Origin of the sequence: Escherichia sp. WS3227_2 (assembly GCF_046486495.1) — a bacterium.
In the GTDB taxonomy this organism is placed as follows: Bacteria; Pseudomonadota; Gammaproteobacteria; order Enterobacterales; family Enterobacteriaceae; genus Escherichia; species Escherichia coli.
Map to the genome: position 1 here is coordinate 212,375 of NZ_JBJQLG010000006.1, position 23,192 is coordinate 235,566.

Here is a 23,192-nt window from a genome sequence, read left to right on the forward strand (position 1 = left end):
CCGGCGTCAGCGCCAGGTTTTGGTATGTATGATCAGTACGGGCGACGGCTTTCTGCCCGTCAGAAATTAACCCGCGAGACGCTGGTATTCTTTGGCAATTTCACTCGCCAGAATGGCGTTGTTGAACACCAGTTGGATGTTGGATTTCAGGCTGTCACCGCCAGTCAGTTCAGCAACACGAGCCAGCAGGAACGGTGTGCTTTCTTTACCAATAACGCCCTGCTCTTCGGCTTCTGCCACTGCCTGATCAATCGCAGCGTTAATGGTCTGTTCCGGCATCGCAAACTGTTCCGGGATCGGGTTCGCTACCACGAGGCCACCGTTCAGCCCGCTTTGCCATTTCACCGCCATTGCACGGGCAATTTCGCTGGCGCTGTCGAGACGAATGCTGACGTCAAACGGGCTGGTGCGGCAGAAAAACGCAGGCAGCGCTTTGGTCTGATAGCCAATTAGTGGCACACCGAAGGTTTCTAAATATTCTGTTGTTAATCCTAAATCGAGAATAGATTTTGCACCGGCACAAACAACGGTGACATTAGTATTTGCCAGTTCTTGCAAATCGGCAGAAATATCGAAGGTATGTTCCGCCCCGCGATGCACACCACCAATTCCCCCGGTGGCAAATACTTTAATTCCGGCAAGCGCCGCAATAATCATCGTTGAAGCAACGGTGGTTGCGCCATTTTTTCCGGCGGCAACAACAAAAGGTAAATCGCGACGACTAACTTTGGTCACGTTATGCCCTTCACGACCCAGCAATTCAATTTCTTCTTTGCTTAAACCCACTTTCATCACGCCGCCAATAATGGCGATAGTGGCAGGTACAGCGCCCTGTTTACGAATAGTTTCTTCAACTTCAATTGCGGTCTGGGCATTTTGTGGGAACGGCATCCCGTGAGAAATAATGGTCGATTCCAGCGCCACAACCGGTTTTTTGTTTTTTAAAGCGTCCTGCACTTCCGGGGAAATTTGTAATAATTCAGGGGAAATTTTTAATTCAGACATTCTGCGTTCTCCACTAACGATATAACGTTGGCAATCGATAAATCGGGGTTATTGGTGTATTCACAGGAGAGCGCCATTGACGAACATCCCTGTGCGAAACGAACAGATTCGGCAAACGGCATTCCGTCTACCCAACACGAAGCAAGCCCCGCCATCATGGCATCGCCCGCTCCGGTAACATTAATGACATTGGTTTTGTTCGGCGCAGACCAACCACTTTCACCGCTGATATCACTGTAATAAACGCCGTCGCCGCCCATGCTCATTACCAGTCGGTTCAGGCCATGTTGATGGAACCAGGCAGCAACTTTTGCCACATCTTCACGCCCTGACAAAGCAATCCCACTCAAGGTTTCCGCTTCAAGGCGGTTTGGCTTCAGGGTGTGGATCTGATTTAGACGGTCACGCACTTTGACACATTTCCATGCCGAAACCGGATCGACAAATACAGGTACATTGGCGGCATTATCCAGAATCCATGCCAGTGCCTCTTCACTGATATTACAGTCCGCGACAATGACCTTTGCCCTCTGAATAAATTCACAGTGCTGTGCGAGATATTCAGCTGTAATAGCGTTGCTAATATTCATGTCATTTATAGCAACCAGCATTTCACCGGTATTATCGAGTAATGATAAATAGCTTGACGTATTTTCTCCCGGCACAATCAGGCATTTATCGACATAAACGCCAGATTGATTGGTTTGCGTTAGCAGCGATTGACCATAAAAATCACTGCCTACGGCGCTCAGTAGCCAGGCTTTGTTCCCCAGCAACGCCAGGTTTTGTGCAATATTGCGCCCGACTCCACCAGGCGTAAATTTTATTTTACCTGGATTTGAATCCGCATAATTTAATGATTCATGTGAATATCCGGCGACATCAATATTCGCCGAACCTATAATTACGACATAATCCTTTTCGCGCATAGCACGTCCTCTGGTAAAAAATTACCAACCCTGTCAATCCACAAGAATATAGATACTGCAAAGACGGATTAAACATGTGTTCATATTTAAACATGTGCTCATAGTATGCATGTTTTACGTAAAGTAAATTACCGCCAGAGAGGCAAAATGGGCAGATTTGAGCAGGCTCACAAAATGCGATTAAATGCCTGAATTACAAAAGCGAGGAATTTGTGACGGGATGCACAGAACAGGAACACTAAAAAAGGGCAGAAAATAATCTGCCCTTGAGGAAATAACCTTAGTGTTTGATGAACGTTTCAGGTTTCTACTGAAAGATAAAACCATTTAAATTCATAAAATTACATTCACAAACCGGTCATTCCCTTTGCGCTCATCAAATGTTACAGGGCAGGAAATTTCTGCCCTGTAACACACCTTTTATTACGCTGCTTTCGCTACTGCGTCCACTTCCGGACGTTTCAGGAAGGCATAGGCCAGACCCGCCACCAGCGTACCGGCAATAATGGCTACCAGGTAACCCAATACCGGCGTAATCGCGCCAGGGATCAGCAGAACAAACAGACCACCGTGCGGTGCCATCAGTTTCGCACCAATCGCCATTGAGATTGCGCCAGTCAGCGCCCCACCCACGATACAGCACGGCAGCACACGCATCGGATCACGAGCAGCAAACGGAATTGCACCTTCCGAAATGAAGCACAGTCCCAATACCAGAGCGGCTTTGCCACCTTCCTGCTGCGCTTTGTCGAATTTGCGACGCGCCACCATTGTTGCCAGGCCCATTGCCAGCGGTGGCACCATACCTGCCGCCATAATCGCCGCCATCGGGCCATAGGTTTGAGTACTCAGCAGACCCACACCGAATGCGTACGCTGCTTTGTTTACCGGACCGCCCATGTCAGTACACATCATGCCACCGAGGATCGCCCCCAGCAGAACCGCATTCGCAGTCCCCATGGTCTGCAGCCAGTGAGTCAACCCTTCGAGAATGCCAGCAACCGGTTTACCGATCAGGTAGATCATCGCCAGACCGACCACCAGACTGGAAATTAGCGGAATGATCAGGATCGGTTTCAGCGCCTCCATACTCTGTGGCAGTTTCAATTGCGTACTGATTAACTTCGCAATGTAACCAGCCAGGAAGCCCGCAATAATACCGCCAATGAAGCCAGAACCAGTGCTGACCGCCAGCATACCGCCAATCAGACCCGGCGTGAGACCCGGACGATCGGCAATGGAGAAGGCAATATAACCTGCCAGTACCGGCACCATCAGCGCAAAGGCTGAACCACCACCAATCTGCATCAGCGCCGCTGCCAACGTACCCGGCTCTTTAAACGCTTCGATACCAAAAGCAAAAGAAAGCGCGATACACAGACCACCTGCAACGACCATCGGCAGCATGTAAGAAACGCCCGTCAGCAAGTGACGGTAAGCGCCTGCACTCTCTTTCTTACCTTCAGTGGTCGCTGTTTGAGTTTTGCCCGCCGGTTCATACGGCGTTGCTTCAGCAACCGCTTTATCCAGTTCCTGCGCGGTTTTCTTCAGCGCCAGACCGGTAGAGGTGCGATACATCGGTTTACCAGCAAATTTCGCCAGATCCACTTCAATATCTGCCGCCACAATCACCAGATCCGCTGCGGCTACTTCTTCAGGGGTGATTGCATTACCCGCGCCAACCGAACCACGGGTTTCAACTTTCACCCACCAGCCACGTTTTTTCGCTTCGGTTTCAATGGCTTCAGCCGCCATAAAGGTGTGTGCTACGCCAGTCGGGCAAGCAGTCACCGCAACTACGCGTTTCGGACCGCTGGCGGCAACCGGTGCTGTCGCAGAAACCGGCGCAGTGTAAGGTTTCGCATGGCCTTTGGCTTCACTCAGGAACAGCTCAGGGTGCGCAACTGCCCGGGAAATATCGCCCAGCCAGACATTTTTACCGTTCAGCGCGCTGTCGTTCGGGATGGAATCACCGAGAACAATCGCCATTTCAGCGTCGTTCGGATTGTCGATGATTTCCAGTTTTGCTTTTCGCGCCGCCGCGCCCAGCAGGGTCTTCGCCATATAGGCGCGTGCCTGACCGAGATTAGCGTCAATAATCAGCAGCGTTTTCATTATGCCTCTCCTGCTGTCAGTTAAAAGGTTGTAAGTCGACGCGCGCCATCATTGCGGCCAACTGCGGACGATCGGTAATACCCACATTGCTTTGACTTACCGCCAGGGCTGCAACAGCTGTCGCCAGACGCAGTGTGTGTTCACTGGATTCACGCATCAGCAAGCCATAAATCAGGCCACCAACCATAGAATCCCCTGCGCCAACGGTGCTTACGACATCGACTGACGGTGGTTTGGCGATCCATTCGCCGGAGGCATTAACCCAAAGCGCGCCTTCGGCACCCAGTGAAATAACGACATGCGCGATACCTTGTTCACGCAGCGCATGCGCAGCTTCAATCACATCTTTCATTTCAGGCAGTTTACGGCCTGCCCAGATTTCCAGCTCGCGGCGGTTAGGTTTCACCAGCCACGGTGCCGCTTTCAAACCTGCCACTAACGCTTCACGGCTACTATCAAAGATAATGCAAGGACACTGACTACGCAGGCGAGTCATCCAGTCGGTGAACGCTTCCGGGCTGACGCCTGACGGTAAGCTTCCGCTGACACAGACCATATCGAACTGACCGAGCCAGCTCAGAGAATCAGTCACAAAGCGTTCCCAGTCGGCGGGGGTGACTTCAAAACCCGAGAAGTTGAAGTCGGTCACTTCGCCGTCTTTTTCCGTCAGCTTAACGTTAATTCGGGTGCGCCCCTGTACAACCTGGAAACGGTTGGCAATGCCCAGCTCGCTGAACAGTTGCTGAAAACCATCCTGATTGTCTTTACCGAGGAAGCCGCCAACGGTGACATCAATTCCCAGGTCTTTTAATACTTTGGCCACGTTGATGCCTTTACCCGCCGCATGCAGACCGGTGGTTTTCACCAGGTTCACTTCGCCGCGTTCAATTTCCGGGCAGAAACCAACAAGGTCATAAGCCGGATTAAGGGTGATAGTAGCAACACGTCTGCTCATTATGCGCCCTCCCCAAGACCAGCAGCGATAGCGTCGCCAATGGCTTTCAGCGCCTGTTCAGCATCTGCACCCTGGGCGGTAAAGCGTAGGCGATGACCTTTCTTAACGCCAAGTGCCACAACTTTCATCAGACTACGTCCGTTTGCCGGTTTGCCGGTGCCATCAAGGTTTGTCACGGTAATATCACTGTTAAATTGTTTAATGGTATTGACCAGCATGGTACCTGGACGAGCATGCAGGCCGTGTTCATTGCGCACCACAAACTCCGCGCTTAACACGTCGTCGGTCGGCGCATCATCGCTGGTCAGCAGCGCCAGCAACGTTGCCGCATCCGCTTTCAGCAAGCGGTCAGCTTTATTGTCGAGTAACAAATCAGCGAGACGCTTAAGAACCGCAATGGGCTGATCGTCATTCATCGCCACACTCACCAGCATGGCTGCCGTTTCGCCGTCCACATCAAAAGCATTTGCCGCACGGCTTACCGCAATCGCGCTACGCAGATTGCCTTCGGCGCTATCGCTCAGCCAGATGCCCTGTCCGAGGTTCAGCGGTTGTTCATTGATGGCTTTGGTGACGAAAGTGGCGTCAACTGCCCCCGCTTCTTTCAGACGTGCAGCGTTCAGCGCCTGAAGAGTCAGCAGATCGCTGGCGACGATATCCAGCGTCAGCATTTCGTTGTCGAGCTTCAGCTGCTCACTCTGCTTTTCGCCCATCAGCAATGCGCGAAGTTCTTCTGCTGTTGTTGCTGACTTCAGTTGTTCAGCAACGGAATCATCGCTCAGTACGTGGGTCAGCTGGCGTAGCAGGCCCAAATGTTCATCCGAGCTGGCAGCAATACCGATCGCCACGTACGCTACCTGGCCGTCACCCCAGGTGACGCCTTCCGGGAACTGAAATACCTGAACGCCGGTTTTCAGCACCTGATCGCGGGTGTCGGTAGTGCCGTGTGGAATAGCAATACCATTGCCGAGGAACGTAGAGGTTTGCTGTTCGCGCGCCAGCATGCCATTGACGTAGCCTTCAGCTACATTACCGGCCTGCACCAGCGCCGCAGCGACCTGGCGAATCGCCTCTTCTTTGTCTCCGGCCTTTTCGCCCGGATGGATGTCCTGTACGGATAACTGGAACATAGTTCTCCTCTCTTGCTGAATTGAAACGATTCAGCTTCTATGAGAAAAAAAGCGCCAACCTGGCTTAGGGTTAAAGACAAGATCGCGCTGAAACGTTTCAAGAAAGCATAATACTTCTGTTTCAGCACGCAAGGAAAGCCGTAAAGTTATGAGCAAAAGTTTGATGTGCTGCACAATTTTTTGTCATTTTTCCTAATTGCTGATGGGAAAATCCGTTATCAGCAATTTCATTTCAGCAGCGTCAGCAGCCAATCAGCAACAGTGAAATGGCATTTTGATTATTCGTGGCGCTTTTGATTTCGCTGTCTGTTTATTTTCTGACAAGCAGCGTAAACTCCGCGTCTTCCTCTTCCAGTGATCGACCAGCATGCATAACTCCCCCGCAGTCTCCAGCGCGAAATCGTTTGACCTGACCTCGATGGCGTTTTTAATCGTTGCCTTTCTCACCGGTATTGCGGGCGCTCTACAAACCCCGACACTCAGTATTTTTCTTACTGATGAAGTACATGCCCGCCCGGCGATGGTGGGATTCTTCTTTACCGGCAGCGCTGTCATTGGGATTCTGGTAAGTCAGTTTCTCGCCGGGCGCTCTGATAAGCGCGGCGATCGCAAATCGCTGATTGTCTTTTGCTGCGTGTTAGGCGTGCTGGCCTGCACTCTTTTTGCCTGGAATCGCAACTACTTTGTTTTGCTATTCGTTGGCGTCTTTCTTAGCAGCTTTGGCTCGACTGCTAACCCGCAAATGTTTGCCCTCGCCCGTGAACATGCTGACAAAACCGGACGTGAAGCGGTGATGTTCAGCTCTTTTTTACGCGCTCAGGTTTCACTGGCATGGGTCATTGGCCCGCCGCTGGCTTATGCCTTAGCGATGGGTTTCAGCTTTACGGTAATGTATCTGAGCGCAGCGGTAGCGTTTATTGTTTGCGGCGTGATGGTGTGGCTGTTTTTACCGTCGATGCAAAAAGAACTTCCACTGGCGACCGGCACGGTTGAAGCGCCGCGCCGTAACCGTCGCGATACGCTGCTGCTGTTTGTCATTTGTACATTGATGTGGGGCTCGAACAGCCTGTACATCATCAACATGCCGCTATTTATTATCAACGAACTGCATCTTCCCGAGAAACTGGCCGGTGTGATGATGGGGACCGCCGCCGGGCTGGAAATCCCGACCATGTTGATTGCCGGATATTTCGCCAAACGTCTGGGTAAGCGCTTCTTAATGCGCGTTGCTGCCGTGGGTGGCGTCTGTTTTTACGCAGGAATGCTGATGGCGCATTCACCTGCCATTCTGTTGGGCTTGCAGCTGCTAAATGCTATTTTTATTGGCATTCTGGGCGGCATCGGGATGCTCTATTTTCAGGATTTGATGCCCGGTCAGGCAGGTTCAGCCACCACGCTCTATACCAACACTTCGCGCGTGGGCTGGATCATCGCAGGATCAGTGGCGGGCATCGTCGCCGAGATCTGGAATTATCACGCTGTGTTCTGGTTTGCGATGGTGATGATTATCGCCACTCTGTTTTGCTTACTGCGGATTAAAGATGTTTAAGGCGCGGTCAGCATTTCCAGATCGATAAGCCAGGTCATTGCCTGCTGACGCGAGTTACCGCACATTTCAGCGCTGGCTTGTAAGCCTGCACAGACTTTCGGTCGCAGTGGCGAGGTGAAAATTTTACAGCGTTGCTGTTCATCAAGCTGAATGCAGGGCGTATTGGCGGGCTTGCCATCTGGCATACCGGGAATAGGGCTGGAAATTGAAGGGGCGGTGCAACACGCCCCGCAACCCGGACGGCATTCCATACGTTGTTCTCTTAAGGTTAACCACCGGATTGATGAGCGCGCACAGTACCACCTTTTTTGCACCAGCAAAAGTGCGAATACCACTTGCCCGAAAGGCCCGTCGCGAGTACTTTGTCGCGATATTTTTGACATTTTCGACTACAGGAATTTTTCGATGCCAAGAGCGAACGAAATTAAAAAAGGTATGGTACTGAATTACAACGGCAAACTGCTGCTGGTTAAGGACATTGATATTCAGTCGCCCACTGCCCGCGGTGCCGCTACGCTGTACAAAATGCGTTTTTCTGATGTCCGTACCGGGCTGAAAGTAGAAGAGCGTTTCAAAGGAGATGATATCGTTGACACCGTGACGCTGACCCGCCGTTACGTTGACTTCTCCTATGTCGATGGCAACGAATATGTCTTTATGGATAAAGAAGACTATACCCCGTATACCTTCACCAAAGATCAGATTGAAGAAGAGTTGCTGTTTATGCCAGAGGGCGGCATGCCGGACATGCAGGTGCTGACCTGGGACGGTCAACTGCTGGCGCTTGAGCTGCCGCAGACCGTTGATCTGGAAATCGTTGAAACCGCACCAGGCATCAAAGGGGCATCTGCCAGCGCCCGTAACAAACCGGCGACATTGAGCACTGGTCTGGTGATTCAGGTACCAGAATACTTAAGCCCGGGCGAAAAAATTCGTATCCATATCGAAGAACGCCGTTATATGGGGCGTGCTGACTAACTTCAGCCGCATGCAGAAAAGGGATAGCTCAGGCTGTCCCTTTTTTAATTTATTATACCAATCTTCTATTTTGCGCTTCCTGAACACCTTACGCCCTCAATTTTCACTCGTTGATTGATCGCCCTCACACTTCATCGCATTAACAATCCAGACCAATTTCAATTGCTGTCATATAACTTTACACTGTCATTGTTAATTAATCGTTACCAAGACGTGACTCCTATGAATACAATCGCCTCCGTTACGCTCCCGCATCATGTACACGCTCCACGCTACGATCGCCAGCAGTTGCAATCACGTATCGTTCATTTTGGCTTTGGCGCCTTTCACCGCGCACATCAGGCGTTACTGACCGATCGTGTGCTGAATGCCCAGGGCGGCGACTGGGGGATCTGTGAAATCAGCTTGTTCAGCGGTGATCAACTGATGAGCCAGCTCCGCGCACAGAACCATTTATATACCGTGCTGGAGAAAGGTGCGGACGGCAATCAGGCGATAATTGTCGGTGCCGTTCACGAATGCCTGAATGCAAAACTGGATTCCTTAGCGGCAATTATTGAGAAATTTTGCGAGCCACAGGTGGCAATTGTTTCCCTGACGATTACCGAAAAAGGCTATTGTATTGACCCAGCCACCGGTGCACTCGACACCAGCAATCCGCGGATTATTCACGATCTACAAAACCCTGAAGAACCTCACTCCGCGCCGGGTATTCTCGTCGAAGCACTGAAACGACGCCGTGAAAGCGGCCTTGCACCGTTTACCGTGCTCTCCTGCGACAATATTCCCGACAATGGCCATGTGGTGAAAAACGCGGTGCTGGGAATGGCAGAAAAACGTTCGCCAGAACTCGCCGGGTGGATAAAAGAACACGTCAGTTTTCCGGGAACCATGGTCGACCGTATTGTTCCGGCTGCAACCGACGAATCACTGGCGGAAATCAGTCAGCATCTGGGGGTGAATGATCCCTGCGCGATTAGCTGCGAACCGTTTATCCAGTGGGTGGTGGAAGATAACTTCGTCGCTGGGCGTCCTGCCTGGGAAGTCGCAGGTGTACAAATGGTGCATGATGTCCTGCCATGGGAAGAGATGAAACTACGTATGCTTAATGGCAGCCACTCTTTTCTCGCTTATCTGGGTTACCTCTCAGGATTCGCCCATATCAGCGATTGCATGCAGGATCGTACATTTCGCCATGCCGCCAGAACATTAATGCTGGATGAGCAAGCGCCGACACTGCGAATTAAAGATGTCGATTTAACACAATATGCGGATAAGTTAATTGCACGTTTTGCTAACCCGGCGCTGAAACATAAGACCTGGCAAATCGCGATGGATGGGAGCCAGAAATTACCGCAACGTATGCTGGCAGGTATTCGCATACATCTGGCGCGCGAAACGGACTGGTCGTTGCTGGCATTAGGCGTTGCAGGCTGGATGCGTTACGTCAGCGGCGTTGATGATGCCGGAAATGCCATTGATGTTCGCGATCCGCTTAGCGATAAAATTCGCGATCTTGTTGCGGGCAGCAGCAGTGAGCAACGCGTCACCGCCCTGCTTTCCCTGCGTGAAGTTTTCGGTGATGATCTGCCAGATAACCCGCATTTTGTGCAGGCCATCGAACAAGCCTGGCAACAAATCTCACAATTCGGCGCGCATCAGGCGCTATTAAACACCCTCAAAATTTAACGATTTCTGCGGTTAAAGCGGATGAAGCTCGCCTTCGTCCGCTCTCCCCTTCTCTTTTCTGCCATTTTTAGCCAGGATTAACGCTCAGTTAACTTATCAGAGTATTGCGGAGCCGTTGTGACCAGGACCAACCTCATCACCGGTTTTCTCGGCAGCGGGAAAACTACGTCGATTCTTCATCTGTTAGCCCATAAAGATCCCAACGAAAAATGGGCGGTACTGGTTAATGAATTTGGGGAAGTCGGAATTGATGGTGCTTTGCTCGCCGATAGCGGCGCACTGCTGAAAGAGATCCCCGGCGGCTGCATGTGCTGCGTTAATGGTTTACCCATGCAGGTAGGATTGAATACCTTACTGCGTCAGGGAAAACCAGACCGCTTGTTGATAGAGCCGACCGGGCTGGGTCATCCGAAACAGATCCTCGATCTCTTAACCGCGCCCGTCTATGAACCGTGGATAGATCTGCGCGCCACGTTGTGCATTCTCGATCCACGCCTGCTGCTGGACGAAAAAAGCGCCAGCAATGAAAACTTTCGTGACCAGCTGGCTGCCGCAGACATTATTGTCGCCAATAAATCCGACCGTGCGACGCCCGAAAGTGAGCAAGCGCTACAGCGCTGGTGGCAGCAAAATGGTGGCGATCGGCAATTGATTCACAGCGAGCATGGGAAAATTGACGGTCATCTTCTGGATTTGCCGCGTCGCAATTTAGCCGAGTTGCCCGCCAGCGCCGCGCATTCTCATCAGCATGTCGTGAAAAAAGGGTTAGCAGCGTTAAGCCTGCCAGAGCATCAACGCTGGCGTCGCAGTCTGAACAGCGGACAAGGGCATCAGGCCTGTGGCTGGATATTCGACGCTGATACGGTATTCGACACCATTGGCATTCTGGAATGGGCGCGACTTGCACCGGTGGAACGCGTCAAAGGCGTGATGCGTATTCCCGAAGGGCTGGTGCGAATCAACCGTCAGGGCGATGACCTGCACATTGAAACGCAAAACGTTGCGCCACCGGACAGTCGTATTGAGCTGATTTCCAGCAGCGAAGCTGACTGGAATGCCTTGCAGAGCGCGCTGTTGAAGCTTCGTTTAGCGACTACCGCGTAAGGTTGCCTGCGTTTTTCAGTAAGATAATTAGAGAAAATATGATTAAAAATTTGCCGCAAATAGTGTTGTTGAATATTGTCGGCCTCGCGCTGTTTCTTTCCTGGTATATACCCGTTAATCATGGATTCTGGTTGCCGATTGATGCGGATATTTTTTATTTTTTTAATCAGAAACTGGTCGAAAGTAAGGCCTTTTTGTGGCTGGTTGCATTGACCAACAATCGCGCTTTCGACGGTTGTTCACTGCTGGCGATGGGAATGTTGATGCTGAGTTTCTGGCTGAAAGAAAACGCCCCAGGCAGACGACGTATCGTGATTATTGGTCTGGTCATGCTATTAACTGCAGTGGCATTAAACCAGCTGGGTCAGGCATTAATTCCTGTAAAACGGGCCAGCCCAACATTGACTTTTACCGATATTAACCGCGTCAGCGAACTGCTCTCTGTTCCCACTAAAGATGCCTCACGAGATAGCTTTCCCGGCGATCATGGTATGATGCTGCTTATTTTTTCGGCATTCATGTGGCGTTATTTCGGCAAAGTTGCAGGCCTTATCGCCCTTATTATTTTTGTGGTTTTTGCGTTTCCCAGAGTAATGATTGGCGCACACTGGTTTACTGACATCATTGTCGGTTCGATGACCGTGATATTGATCGGTTTGCCCTGGGTGTTGCTGACGCCATTAAGTGATCGATTAATCACCTTTTTTGACAAATCACTACCGGGAAAAAACAAACATTTCCAAAACAAATAACTCACAGTAATTAACATCATCAGGGTTATTTTTATAGTGAGGATAATCCTGATGATGCGCACCGTGCTTTCATCCATCGCGCGCAAAAATCATTCTCTAAGTAAATGAATGGATTGCATGCGTTTCACTCAATCGTACTTTAATTGACCAATCCCGTTTATTAACTTTCTGTATCACTTTTTCTTATAAAAAATCATGTAAAACCGCTCGCCAAGACCGCACCAATCGGGTAATCTCGAACTCGTTTTGCCTCGGCGGTAGATTATCCTCACAGCATATAATTTTGTGCGTTAGTCCACAGATTTGGCCTTAAGGAATTGTTTCAACATGCCCAGGTAATTAGTCTCGTGTCGCTTGGCATTTTTTTATAACGATATTTGTCGTTAAGGACTTCAAGGGAAAACAAACAACATGGTCAAATCTCAACCGATTTTGAGATATATCTTGCGCGGGATTCCCGCGATTGCAGTAGCGGTTCTGCTTTCTGCATGTAGTGCAAATAACACCGCAAAGAATATGCATCCTGAGACACGTGCAGTGGGTAGTGAAACATCATCACTGCAAGCTTCTCAGGATGAATTTGAAAACCTGGTTCGTAATGTCGACGTAAAATCGCGAATTATGGATCAGTATGCTGACTGGAAAGGCGTACGCTATCGTCTGGGCGGCAGCACTAAAAAAGGTATCGATTGTTCTGGTTTCGTACAGCGTACATTCCGTGAGCAATTTGGCTTAGAACTTCCGCGTTCGACTTACGAACAGCAGGAAATGGGTAAATCTGTTTCCCGCAGTAATTTGCGTACGGGTGATTTAGTTCTGTTCCGTGCCGGTTCAACGGGACGCCATGTCGGTATTTATATCGGCAACAATCAGTTTGTCCATGCTTCCACCAGCAGTGGTGTTATTATTTCCAGCATGAATGAACCGTACTGGAAGAAGCGTTACAACGAAGCACGCCGGGTTCTCAGCCGCAGCTAATAAACCGTTTGGATGCAATCCCTTGGCTATCCTGACGAGTTAACTGAAAGCACTGCTTAGGCAGTGCTTTTTTGTTTTCATTCATCAGAGAAAATGATGTTTCCGCGTCTTGATCCAGGCTATAGTCCGGTCATTGTTATCTTTTAAATGTTGTCGTAATTTCAGGAAATTAACGGAATCATGTTCATACGCGCTCCCAATTCTGGACGTAAGCTCCTGCTTACCTGCATTGTTGCAGGCGTGATGATTGCGATACTGGTGAGCTGCCTTCAGTTTTTAGTGGCCTGGCATAAGCACGAAGTCAAATACGACACACTGATTACCGACGTACAAAAGTATCTCGATACCTATTTTGCCGACCTGAAATCCACTACTGACCGGCTCCAGCCGCTGACCTTAGATACCTGCCAGCAGGCTAACCCCGAACTGACTGCCCGCGCGGCGTTTAGCATGAATGTCCGTACGTTTGTGCTGGTGAAAGATAAAAAAACATTCTGTTCATCTGCGACCGGTGAGATGGACATTCCACTCAATGAATTGATTCCGGCGCTCGACATTAATAAAAACGTCGATATGGCGATCTTACCCGGCACGCCGATGGTGCCGAACAAACCCGCAATCGTCATCTGGTATCGCAACCCTTTGCTGAAAAATAGTGGCGTGTTTGCCGCGCTGAATCTCAATCTGACGCCTTCACTCTTCTATAGCTCACGGCAGGAAGATTACGATGGTGTCGCCCTCATTATTGGTAATACTGCGCTATCTACCTTTTCGTCACGTTTGATGAATGTTAATGAATTAACCGACATGCCGGTCCGTGAAACTAAAATTGCGGGCATTCCTCTGACCGTTCGGCTTTATGCGGATGACTGGACATGGAACGATGTGTGGTACGCATTTTTACTGGGCGGCATGAGTGGAACTGTCGTTGGCCTGCTCTGCTATTACCTGATGAGCGTACGTATGCGCCCCGGCAGAGAAATCATGACCGCCATCAAGCGCGAACAATTTTACGTGGCGTATCAACCGGTGGTGGATACACAAGCTTTGCGGGTAACGGGCCTGGAAGTACTGCTACGCTGGCGGCATCCTGTAGCGGGAGAAATTCCCCCGGATGCCTTCATTAACTTTGCCGAATCGCAAAAGATGATTGTGCCGCTGACTCAGCACCTGTTTGAGTTAATTGCCCGCGATGCCGCAGAATTAGAAAAAGTACTGCCGGTAGGCGTCAAATTTGGCATTAACATTGCGCCGGACCATCTGCACAGCGAAAGCTTTAAAGCTGATATCCAGAAACTGCTCACTTCCCTGCCCGCTCACCATTTCCAGATTGTGCTGGAAATTACCGAGCGCGATATGCTGAAAGAGCAAGAAGCCACACAACTCTTCGCCTGGCTGCACTCGGTCGGCGTAGAAATTGCTATTGATGACTTCGGCACCGGGCACAGCGCGCTTATCTATCTTGAGCGTTTTACGCTCGATTATCTGAAAATTGACCGTGGATTTATCAACGCCATCGGTACGGAAACGATCACTTCACCCGTACTTGACGCGGTGCTGACGCTGGCGAAACGTCTCAATATGCTGACGGTTGCTGAAGGGGTCGAAACGCCGGAACAGGCACGATGGCTAAGCGAACGCGGCGTTAATTTCATGCAAGGCTACTGGATTAGTCGCCCGTTACCGCTGGACGATTTTGTTCGCTGGCTGAAGAAACCGTATACGCCGCAGTGGTAAGGTGTGCTTACGTCCCTTATTATTCATAGTGAAAGCATGCCGGATTGCGGCTAATGATGAGTAAAAGGAAATCCGTTGCAGATGATTGTGCGCATACTGCTGCTGTTTATCGCTCTGTTCACCTTTGGTGCGCAGGCGCAGGCTATCAAGGAAAGCTATGCCTTTGCCGTGCTGGGCGAACCCCGGTACGCCTTTAATTTCAACCATTTTGATTATGTGAACCCCGCCGCGCCAAAAGGGGGGCAGATAACGTTGTCAGCCCTCGGCACCTTCGATAATTTCAACCGCTATGCACTGCGCGGCAACCCGGGCGCACGCACCGAGCAGCTGTACGACACGCTATTTACGACTTCCGATGACGAACCAGGCAGTTATTACCCGCTGATTGCTGAAAGTGCACGCTATGCTGACGATTATTCCTGGGTGGAGGTCGCTATTAATCCGCTCGCCCGTTTTCATGATGGTTCGCCCATTACTGCCCGCGATGTAGAGTTTACTTTTCAAAAATTTATGACCGAAGGCGTGCCGCAATTTCGTCTGGTCTACAAAGGCACCACCGTCAAAGCCATTGCGCCGTTAACCGTGCGCATTGAGTTAGCTAAACCCGGCAAAGAAGATATGCTGAGTCTGTTTTCGCTGCCGGTGTTTCCAGAAAAGTACTGGAAGAATCACAAACTTAGCGACCCGCTCGCCACGCCTCCGCTTGCCAGTGGTCCGTACCGAATTACGTCCTGGAAAATGGGGCAAAATATTGTCTATTCCCGCGTGAAAGATTACTGGGCAGCAAACTTACCGGTAAACCGTGGACGCTGGAATTTCGACACCATTCGCTACGATTATTACCTCGATGATAATGTCGCCTTTGAAGCGTTTAAAGCCGGTGCCTTTGATTTGCGTATGGAAAACGACGCCAAAAACTGGGCCACGCGCTATACCGGTAAAAATTTCGATAAGAAATACATCATCAAAGATGAGCAAAAGAACGAATCAGCCCAGGATACGCGCTGGCTGGCGTTTAATATCCAACGTCCGGTATTCAGCGATCGCCGGGTGCGGGAAGCGATCACTCTCGCCTTTGACTTTGAATGGATGAACAAAGCGTTGTTTTACAATGCCTGGAGTCGCACGAACAGTTATTTTCAGAATACCGAATACGCGGCCAGAAATTACCCCGACGCCGCGGAGCTGGTGCTTCTGGCACCAATGAAAAAAGATCTACCGCCAGAAGTCTTCACGCAAATCTACCAGCCGCCGGTATCCAAAGGCGATGGCTACGATCGTGACAACCTGTTAAAAGCCGACAAACTTCTCAACGAAGCGGGCTGGGTGCTGAAGGGTCAGCAACGCGTAAATGCCACAACGGGTCAGCCGCTCAGCTTTGAGTTATTGCTACCTTCGAGCAGCAATAGTCAGTGGGTATTGCCGTTCCAGCACAGCCTGCAACGGCTGGGTATCAACATGGACATTCGCAAAGTGGATAACTCGCAAATCACCAACCGCATGCGCAGTCGCGACTATGACATGATGCCGCGCGTATGGCGGGCGATGCCGTGGCCCAGTTCCGATTTACAGATTTCCTGGTCATCGGAATATATCAATTCCACTTATAATGCCCCCGGCGTGCAAAGCCCGGTTATCGACTCGCTGATCAACCAAATTATTGCCGCGCAGGGAAATAAAGAAAAATTACTGCCGTTGGGGCGAGCACTGGATCGCGTATTAACGTGGAATTATTACATGCTGCCAATGTGGTATATGGCGGAAGACCGTCTCGCCTGGTGGGATAAATTCTCTCAACCCGCAGTGCGCCCTGTTTACAGCCTGGGTATCGATACCTGGTGGTATGACGTTAATAAAGCGGCCAAACTGCCGTCAGCCAGACAACAGGGAGAGTAGATGGGCGCTTATCTGATTCGCCGTCTGTTGCTGGTGATCCCAACGTTATGGGCGATTATCACTATCAACTTTTTCATCGTGCAAATTGCGCCTGGCGGTCCGGTCGACCAGGCTATCGCCGCCATTGAGTTTGGTAATGCCGGAGTATTACCCGGCGCAGGCGGTGAAGGTGTTCGCGCCAGCCATGCGCAAACGGGCGTCGGCAATATCAGCGACAGTAATTACCGTGGCGGACGCGGATTAGATCCAGAAGTGATCGCCGAGATCACTCATCGCTACGGTTTCGATAAGCCGATCCACGAACGTTACTTCAAAATGCTCTGGGACTACATCCGCTTTGATTTTGGCGATAGCCTGTTTCGCAGCGCCTCAGTGCTGACGCTGATTAAAGACAGTCTGCCGGTTTCCATCACCCTCGGATTGTGGAGCACGCTGATTATCTATCTGGTGTCGATTCCGTTAGGCATTCGCAAAGCTGTTTATAATGGGAGCCGCTTTGACGTCTGGAGTAGCGCATTTATCATCATCGGCTACGCCATTCCGGCCTTTTTGTTTGCCATCCTGCTGATTGTCTTCTTCGCAGGCGGCAGCTATTTCGACCTGTTCCCTCTACGCGGCCTGGTTTCCGCTAACTTTGATTCGCTGCCATGGTATCAGAAAATCACCGATTATCTGTGGCATATCACGCTGCCGGTGCTGGCGACAGTGATTGGCGGCTTTGCGGCGCTGACCATGCTGACAAAAAACTCATTCCTTGATGAAGTGCGCAAGCAATACGTGGTAACCGCCCGTGCGAAAGGGGTAAGTGAAAAAAATATTCTCTGGAAACATGTGTTCCGCAACGCCATGCTACTGGTGATTGCCGGTTTTCCGGCGACGTTTATCAGCATGTTTTTTACCGGCTCGCTGCTGATTGAGGTGATGTTTTCACTCAATGGTCTTGGCTTACTGGGCTACGAAGCGACCGTCTCGCGCGATTATCCTGTAATGTTTGGTACCTTGTATATTTTCACCCTGATTGGCCTGCTGCTGAATATTGTCAGTGATATCAGCTATACGCTGGTCGATCCGCGTATAGATTTTGAGGGACGTTAATGTCGCGACTCAGCCCCGTCAATCAGGCCCGTTGGGCGCGTTTTCGTCATAACCGTCGCGGCTACTGGTCGTTATGGATTTTCCTCGTCTTATTTGGTTTGAGTTTGTGTTCTGAACTTATCGCCAACGATAAACCGTTGCTGGTACGTTATGACGGCAGTTGGTATTTCCCGTTGTTGAAAAACTACAGCGAAAGCGATTTTGGCGGCCCACTGGCAAGTCAGGCTGATTATCAGGACCCGTGGCTGAAACAACGGCTGGAAAATAACGGCTGGGTACTGTGGGCACCGATTCGCTTTGGTGCTACCAGTATCAACTTTTCTACTGACAAGCCCTTCCCCTCCCCACCCTCCCGGCAAAACTGGCTGGGAACGGATGCCAATGGCGGCGATGTGCTGGCGCGCATTCTCTATGGCACGCGGATCTCAGTTCTGTTTGGCCTGATGCTGACCCTCTGCTCCAGCGTGATGGGCGTGCTGGCAGGGGCGCTACAAGGCTATTACGGCGGTAAAGTCGATCTCTGGGGACAACGCTTTATTGAAGTATGGTCGGGGATGCCGACGCTGTTTTTGATTATTTTACTTTCCAGCGTCGTACAGCCTAACTTCTGGTGGCTGCTGGCAATTACTGTCTTGTTTGGCTGGATGAGTCTGGTCGGCGTGGTGCGGGCGGAGTTTTTACGTACTCGTAATTTCGACTACATCCGTGCGGCGCAGGCGCTTGGCGTCAGCGATCGCAGTATCATCCTGCGTCATATGTTGCCAAATGCCATGGTCGCTACCCTCACTTTTTTACCGTTTATTTTATGTAGTTCGATCACCACCCTGACCTCACTCGATTTCCTCGGCTTCGGTCTGCCGCTCGGTTCACCGTCACTCGGCGAACTGCTGTTACAAGGGAAAAATAACCTTCAGGCCCCGTGGCTTGGGATCACCGCCTTCTTGTCGGTGGCGATATTGTTGTCTTTGCTGATCTTTATCGGTGAAGCCGTCCGCGACGCATTTGATCCTAATAAGGCGGTGTAGCATGACGCAAACTCTGTTAGCGATTGAAAATTTGTCGGTGGGTTTTCGCCATCAGCAAACCGTACGTACAGTAGTAAATGATGTTTCACTACAGATCGAGGCTGGCGAAACGCTGGCGCTGGTGGGTGAGTCTGGTTCAGGTAAGAGCGTTACCGCGCTGTCAATTTTACGCCTGCTCCCTTCCCCGCCGGTTGAATATCTCTCCGGCGATATTCGTTTTCATGGCGAATCGCTGCTTCATGCCAGCGATCAAACGTTGCGCGGTGTACGCGGTAATAAGATCGCCATGATTTTTCAGGAGCCGATGGTGTCGTTAAATCCATTGCATACCCTGGAAAAACAGCTTTATGAAGTGCTTTCACTCCACCGCGGGATGCGTCGGGAAGCGGCTCGTGGCGAAATTCTTAACTGCCTTGATCGCGTCGGTATCCGCCAGGCGGCAAAACGGCTGACAGATTATCCGCATCAGCTCTCCGGCGGCGAACGCCAGCGGGTGATGATTGCGATGGCGCTGTTAACGCGACCGGAATTATTAATTGCCGATGAACCGACCACCGCACTGGACGTCTCTGTCCAGGCGCAGATTTTACAGCTGTTGCGCGAACTGCAAGGAGAGCTGAATATGGGCATGCTGTTTATTACTCATAACCTCAGCATTGTCAGAAAACTGGCCCACCGCGTGGCGGTAATGCAAAACGGTCGCTGTGTCGAGCAAAATAACGCCGCTACGCTATTTGCCTCACCCACTCATCCTTACACACAAAAGCTACTCAACAGTGAACCGTCAGGCGATCCAGTGCCGTTGCCAGAACCTGCCTCAACGTTGCTGGATGTTGAACAGCTTCAGGTTGCCTTCCCCATTCGCAAAGGGATTTTGAAGCGCATTGTGGATCATAATGTGGTGGTGAAAAACATCAGTTTTACGCTACGAGCGGGTGAAACACTGGGTTTAGTGGGCGAGTCCGGTTCCGGGAAAAGCACGACGGGACTGGCGCTGCTGCGACTGATTACCTCTCAGGGCAGCATCGTCTTTGACGGTCAGCCACTACAAGATTTAAATCGCCGCCAGCTGTTACCTATTCGTCATCGCATTCAGGTGGTATTTCAGGATCCAAACTCCTCGCTCAACCCACGACTCAACGTTTTGCAGATTATTGAGGAAGGCTTACGGGTTCACCAGCCGGCGCTTTCTGCCGCACAACGCGAACAACAAGTGATAGCCGTGATGCATGAAGTGGGATTAGATCCTGAAACACGCCACCGTTATCCGGCGGAGTTCTCTGGTGGTCAGCGGCAACGTATTGCGATTGCCAGGGCGTTAATTCTTAAGCCCTCGTTGATCATTCTTGATGAACCGACATCATCACTCGACAAAACGGTACAGGCGCAAATATTGACGCTATTGAAATCATTGCAACAAAAGCATCAATTGGCCTATTTGTTTATCAGTCACGATTTGCACGTTGTCCGCGCGTTATGTCATCAGGTTATCGTACTGCGACAAGGGGAAGTAGTGGAACAAGGACCGTGCGCGCGCGTGTTTGCCGCACCGCAGCAGGAGTATACGCGTCAGCTACTGGCGTTGAGCTGACGCTTAAAAAGGATTGTAGTTTGAAAAGGGTTCGGCAATTGCCACACCAAAATTTTTCAATCGGCATGTTGCAGCAAACTCGTCCTGGCGATTTACAAACAGGCACGGCTCACCTTCACACTCCAGTACCGAGCATGGAACTTCGATGTCGCTTAACGCCTGGCTTAGTTTGTACATCACCGACCATGCATTATCACCATCCGGGCTAAGCAATTTAAGCGCCACCAGGCTGTTGTCACCGCACGGTCCATTTTGCGGAATCGGTTCAACCTTCGAACCTGCGAAACCAGCAGACCAGCGATAGTTCTGCGGCAGTCGATGGACGATTGAGAGTTGTAATGAAGTCACTTATTTTCCCCGGAAGCACATTTACTTCACAATTTATTTACATCAATTTTAACACATCATCAACAATCCGTCTTTATACAGATCGTAAAGATTGATGCCTCGCCTGCGTGGCCTCTATGGCTCTGATTTAAATAATATCTGCGGGCGTGGTCACGTTTGCGGGGCTATATGTACCCGTTTCTGCGATCTAACTCAACCTTTTTAACTACAATGATGTGACTTTTTACATAAATTGATTTTACATAAAATAAACATATATCGGGGGAATGATGGATTTGTGGTTGACATGCATCAACAAAGGAAGCCTTTTAGCTTCCTCGTTGTGCAATAGATCACCGTTTTTTCGGCCGACTGGCGTACAGACAGAAGAGAATGGAGCTGGTTGCGCAGAATGCAATTGACCAAATCATCGGCCATGCAGAGTTAAAGGTCGCAAGAGAAAGCAATGCGCCAACAATTGCCCCTATGCCGAAACGGAAGGTTCCTGCCAGCGAAGATGCCGTTCCCGCCATATGGGGAAACTCATCCAGAATGACCGCCATCGCATTGGATGACACCATCGACACGCATCCGACAAATGCCGCAACACCAACCACCAGCGACCAGAACCCCAGGCCCAGCAGCGCACTAATGACCATCCATGCCGCCACCATAAACTGGATCCATAATCCTGCCCGAAACATATTTAACGCGCCAATACGACGAACAAAGCGGCTGTTAAAGATGGTCATCACGAACAGGAAAACAATGTTTAGCGCAAAGTAATAACCAAAGTTTTCCGGAGCGACGTGGTTAATTTCAATATAGACAAACGGTCCGGCGCTCAGGAACGAGAACATCCCGGCAAAGCTGAAACCGCTGGCCAGCATATAACTCAGGACACGCTTATGACGGAACAGCGCCGCAAAGTTACCAATAGTGGTACGAATGTGAAAAGGCTGGCGACGCTCCGGTGGTAAGGTTTCTTTGATCAGAAAGAAGATCATTGCCGAAGCCAGAATCGCCGCCACAGCGAGGATCCAGAAGATATAATGCCAGCTCAGCCACACCAGCACCCAGCCGCCAACTATCGGTGCCATCAGCGGTGCAATGGTCGTCACCAGCATGACAAACGACATCATCCGCGAGAACTCTTCTTTCGGGTAGATATCACGCATCAAAGCGTTGATAACCACGCTGGCCGCAGCCGCAGCCAGCCCGTGGAAGAAACGCATCACAATCAGCTGATCGATGGTGTTTGCCAACGCACACGCCACCGCGGCGGCGGCAAACACCAGCGTACCGCCGAGCACCACCGGCTTACGCCCGAAACTGTCTGCCATCGGCCCGTAGATTAACTGCCCCAACGCAAAGCCCAGAATATAAGTACTGAGGGTCATCTGCGTACTGCCTGCCGGTACGCCAAACTGCGCTGAAATTACCGGTAGCGCGGGCAGATACATATCAATCGACAGCGGCATCAACATGGCCAGCAGGCCAAGGATAAAAACAATAGCAAACGACGAATGCTGTCGGGTGGTCACAACGGGCTCCTGAAAGTCATTGAAAAGTTAGACGACGCTGGCAATTTCTTCTTCAGTTAACGGACGATATTCACCGGGGGCTAAATCAGCATCCAGCGTAATGCCGCCAATACGTTCACGATGCAGCTCAACCACATGGTTACCCACGGCGGCGAACATACGTTTCACCTGATGATAACGCCCTTCGCTGATGGTCAGACGAACCTGCGTTGGGGTAATCACTTCCAGCACCGCCGGCTTAGTGAGATCTTTTTCGTTATGCAGCTGCACGCCTTTAGCAAATTGCTCTGCCGTATCGTCAGCTACGGGTGATTCCAGCGTCACCAGATAGGTCTTCTCGCAATGATGGCGCGGGGAAGTAATGCGGTGCGACCACTGACCATCATCTGTCATTAGTACCAGACCGGTGGTATCGATATCCAGACGCCCTGCGGCGTGCAGTTTCCACGCTACCGGTTCATCCAGAAAATAGAGCACCGTTGGGTGATCCGGGTCGTCCGTGGAGCAAACATAGCCCTGAGGCTTATTGAGCATGAAGTAACGTGGACCGTGTTGCTGCGCCAGCGGGTTGCCATCGTAAGCGACATCATGTTCAGGGAGCAGTTTGAACGCTGCATTACGGACGATTTCGCCATCGACGGTGACACGATTGCCGCGGATTTCACGCCCGGCAATAGCACGGCTAACGCCGAGTTGCTGTGCGATAAATTTATCAAGTCGCATGTGTGTGATTTTGCCTGTAAAAAACGGAGGTCGGGTAATGACCCGAAAATCTGAACTGTTGTCTGCCCAG

Annotated in this window: 20 protein-coding genes; 11 read left to right on the forward strand and 9 right to left on the reverse strand. The window is 50.8% G+C overall.

All coding sequences use genetic code 11. The features are described from left to right. Positions 1–66 precede the first annotated feature (66 nt). From psuG to fruB, 5 genes are all read right to left on the reverse strand, one after another. Entirely contained in the window at positions 67–1,005 is a 939-nt protein-coding gene (psuG, locus tag ACJHXB_RS10860; protein ID WP_001292458.1) for a pseudouridine-5'-phosphate glycosidase, read from the reverse strand. After that, positions 993–1,934: a pseudouridine kinase gene (locus ACJHXB_RS10865; protein ID WP_001208114.1), complete on the reverse strand. Its 942-nt coding sequence runs from the start codon at positions 1,932–1,934 to the stop codon at positions 993–995. Before ACJHXB_RS10865 ends, psuG begins: the two co-directional genes overlap by 13 nt. Positions 1,935–2,357: 423 nt before the next feature. Then, a complete protein-coding gene (gene fruA / locus ACJHXB_RS10870; RefSeq protein ID WP_000854461.1) occupies positions 2,358–4,049 on the reverse strand; it encodes a PTS fructose transporter subunit IIBC in 1,692 nt (563 codons plus the stop codon). A 16-nt stretch (positions 4,050–4,065) separates the two neighbouring features. Next, complete coding sequence (fruK, locus tag ACJHXB_RS10875) at positions 4,066–5,004, reverse strand: 1-phosphofructokinase (RefSeq protein WP_000091263.1); 939 nt, start codon at positions 5,002–5,004, stop codon at positions 4,066–4,068. Continuing rightward, positions 5,004–6,134 carry a fused PTS fructose transporter subunit IIA/HPr protein gene (fruB, locus tag ACJHXB_RS10880; protein WP_000487246.1) on the reverse strand — a complete coding sequence of 377 codons (1,131 nt, stop codon included), beginning with the start codon at positions 6,132–6,134 and terminating at the stop codon, positions 5,004–5,006. The genes fruK and fruB overlap by 1 nt, the downstream gene beginning before the upstream one ends. Before the next feature lie 367 nt (positions 6,135–6,501). Here fruB and setB point away from each other — a divergent pair, with 367 nt between their 5' ends. Further along, complete coding sequence (gene setB / locus ACJHXB_RS10885; protein WP_000551950.1) at positions 6,502–7,683, forward strand: sugar efflux transporter SetB; 1,182 nt, start codon at positions 6,502–6,504, stop codon at positions 7,681–7,683. On the opposite strand, the gene ACJHXB_RS10890 is transcribed toward setB, so the two are convergent. Next, the gene (locus ACJHXB_RS10890) at positions 7,680–7,934 is read right to left on the reverse strand and encodes a YkgJ family cysteine cluster protein (RefSeq protein WP_000389030.1); all 255 of its coding nucleotides are present in this window, start codon (positions 7,932–7,934) and stop codon (positions 7,680–7,682) included. The two genes, setB and ACJHXB_RS10890, sit on opposite strands and share 4 nt — an antisense overlap. 154 nt (positions 7,935–8,088) lie before the next feature. Here ACJHXB_RS10890 and yeiP point away from each other — a divergent pair, with 154 nt between their 5' ends. From yeiP to yejF, 10 genes are all read left to right on the forward strand, one after another. Then, the gene (yeiP, locus tag ACJHXB_RS10895) at positions 8,089–8,661 is read left to right on the forward strand and encodes an elongation factor P-like protein YeiP (protein ID WP_001136827.1); all 573 of its coding nucleotides are present in this window, start codon (positions 8,089–8,091) and stop codon (positions 8,659–8,661) included. A 222-nt stretch (positions 8,662–8,883) separates the two neighbouring features. Beyond that, positions 8,884–10,350 (forward strand): mannitol dehydrogenase family protein, encoded by a 1,467-nt coding sequence (locus ACJHXB_RS10900; protein ID WP_001091924.1) that lies wholly within the window; start codon positions 8,884–8,886, stop codon positions 10,348–10,350. 117 nt (positions 10,351–10,467) lie between these two features. Further along, positions 10,468–11,454 (forward strand): zinc-binding GTPase YeiR, encoded by a 987-nt coding sequence (yeiR, locus tag ACJHXB_RS10905; RefSeq protein ID WP_000198813.1) that lies wholly within the window; start codon positions 10,468–10,470, stop codon positions 11,452–11,454. Positions 11,455–11,492: 38 nt separating this feature from the next. After that, entirely contained in the window at positions 11,493–12,206 is a 714-nt protein-coding gene (lpxT, locus tag ACJHXB_RS10910; protein ID WP_001468970.1) for a Kdo(2)-lipid A phosphotransferase, read from the forward strand. Positions 12,207–12,617: 411 nt separating this feature from the next. Beyond that, positions 12,618–13,184, forward strand: coding sequence for a bifunctional murein DD-endopeptidase/murein LD-carboxypeptidase (gene mepS / locus ACJHXB_RS10915; protein WP_000241011.1), 567 nt, complete (start codon positions 12,618–12,620; stop codon positions 13,182–13,184). A gap of 180 nt (positions 13,185–13,364) precedes the next feature. Then, positions 13,365–14,921: a cyclic di-GMP phosphodiesterase gene (locus ACJHXB_RS10920; RefSeq protein ID WP_000470594.1), complete on the forward strand. Its 1,557-nt coding sequence runs from the start codon at positions 13,365–13,367 to the stop codon at positions 14,919–14,921. Positions 14,922–15,002: 81 nt separating this feature from the next. Continuing rightward, positions 15,003–16,817 (forward strand): extracellular solute-binding protein, encoded by a 1,815-nt coding sequence (locus tag ACJHXB_RS10925; RefSeq protein WP_001316494.1) that lies wholly within the window; start codon positions 15,003–15,005, stop codon positions 16,815–16,817. Beyond that, a complete protein-coding gene (locus tag ACJHXB_RS10930; protein WP_000501604.1) occupies positions 16,818–17,912 on the forward strand; it encodes a microcin C ABC transporter permease YejB in 1,095 nt (364 codons plus the stop codon). Further along, positions 17,912–18,937: an ABC transporter permease gene (locus tag ACJHXB_RS10935; protein WP_000088924.1), complete on the forward strand. Its 1,026-nt coding sequence runs from the start codon at positions 17,912–17,914 to the stop codon at positions 18,935–18,937. The genes ACJHXB_RS10930 and ACJHXB_RS10935 overlap by 1 nt, the downstream gene beginning before the upstream one ends. Before the next feature lies 1 nt (position 18,938). Then, positions 18,939–20,528, forward strand: coding sequence for a microcin C ABC transporter ATP-binding protein YejF (yejF, locus tag ACJHXB_RS10940; protein ID WP_000194918.1), 1,590 nt, complete (start codon positions 18,939–18,941; stop codon positions 20,526–20,528). A gap of 3 nt (positions 20,529–20,531) precedes the next feature. Here the strand turns inward: yejF and ACJHXB_RS10945 are convergent, their stop codons facing one another. From ACJHXB_RS10945 to rsuA, 3 genes are all read right to left on the reverse strand, one after another. Beyond that, the gene (locus tag ACJHXB_RS10945) at positions 20,532–20,876 is read right to left on the reverse strand and encodes a YejG family protein (protein ID WP_000202798.1); all 345 of its coding nucleotides are present in this window, start codon (positions 20,874–20,876) and stop codon (positions 20,532–20,534) included. A gap of 332 nt (positions 20,877–21,208) precedes the next feature. Continuing rightward, on the reverse strand, positions 21,209–22,399 hold the full coding sequence (gene bcr, locus ACJHXB_RS10950; protein WP_000213369.1) for a multidrug efflux MFS transporter Bcr: 1,191 nt from the start codon (positions 22,397–22,399) through the stop codon (positions 21,209–21,211). Positions 22,400–22,426: 27 nt separating this feature from the next. After that, positions 22,427–23,122 (reverse strand): 16S rRNA pseudouridine(516) synthase RsuA, encoded by a 696-nt coding sequence (gene rsuA / locus ACJHXB_RS10955; RefSeq protein ID WP_001234850.1) that lies wholly within the window; start codon positions 23,120–23,122, stop codon positions 22,427–22,429. Between the last annotated feature and the right edge of the window lie 70 nt (positions 23,123–23,192).

Coding starts and splice junctions, on each gene's coding strand:
- psuG (WP_001292458.1), bottom strand. CDS start 1,005: ATGTCTGAATTAAAAATTTCCCCTGAATTATTACAAATTTCCCCGGAA.
- ACJHXB_RS10865 (WP_001208114.1), bottom strand. CDS start 1,934: ATGCGCGAAAAGGATTATGTCGTAATTATAGGTTCGGCGAATATTGAT.
- fruA (WP_000854461.1), bottom strand. CDS start 4,049: ATGAAAACGCTGCTGATTATTGACGCTAATCTCGGTCAGGCACGCGCC.
- fruK (WP_000091263.1), bottom strand. CDS start 5,004: ATGAGCAGACGTGTTGCTACTATCACCCTTAATCCGGCTTATGACCTT.
- fruB (WP_000487246.1), bottom strand. CDS start 6,134: ATGTTCCAGTTATCCGTACAGGACATCCATCCGGGCGAAAAGGCCGGA.
- setB (WP_000551950.1), top strand. CDS start 6,502: ATGCATAACTCCCCCGCAGTCTCCAGCGCGAAATCGTTTGACCTGACC.
- ACJHXB_RS10890 (WP_000389030.1), bottom strand. CDS start 7,934: ATGGAATGCCGTCCGGGTTGCGGGGCGTGTTGCACCGCCCCTTCAATT.
- yeiP (WP_001136827.1), top strand. CDS start 8,089: ATGCCAAGAGCGAACGAAATTAAAAAAGGTATGGTACTGAATTACAAC.
- ACJHXB_RS10900 (WP_001091924.1), top strand. CDS start 8,884: ATGAATACAATCGCCTCCGTTACGCTCCCGCATCATGTACACGCTCCA.
- lpxT (WP_001468970.1), top strand. CDS start 11,493: ATGATTAAAAATTTGCCGCAAATAGTGTTGTTGAATATTGTCGGCCTC.
- mepS (WP_000241011.1), top strand. CDS start 12,618: ATGGTCAAATCTCAACCGATTTTGAGATATATCTTGCGCGGGATTCCC.
- ACJHXB_RS10920 (WP_000470594.1), top strand. CDS start 13,365: ATGTTCATACGCGCTCCCAATTCTGGACGTAAGCTCCTGCTTACCTGC.
- ACJHXB_RS10925 (WP_001316494.1), top strand. CDS start 15,003: ATGATTGTGCGCATACTGCTGCTGTTTATCGCTCTGTTCACCTTTGGT.
- ACJHXB_RS10930 (WP_000501604.1), top strand. CDS start 16,818: ATGGGCGCTTATCTGATTCGCCGTCTGTTGCTGGTGATCCCAACGTTA.
- ACJHXB_RS10935 (WP_000088924.1), top strand. CDS start 17,912: ATGTCGCGACTCAGCCCCGTCAATCAGGCCCGTTGGGCGCGTTTTCGT.
- yejF (WP_000194918.1), top strand. CDS start 18,939: ATGACGCAAACTCTGTTAGCGATTGAAAATTTGTCGGTGGGTTTTCGC.
- rsuA (WP_001234850.1), bottom strand. CDS start 23,122: ATGCGACTTGATAAATTTATCGCACAGCAACTCGGCGTTAGCCGTGCT.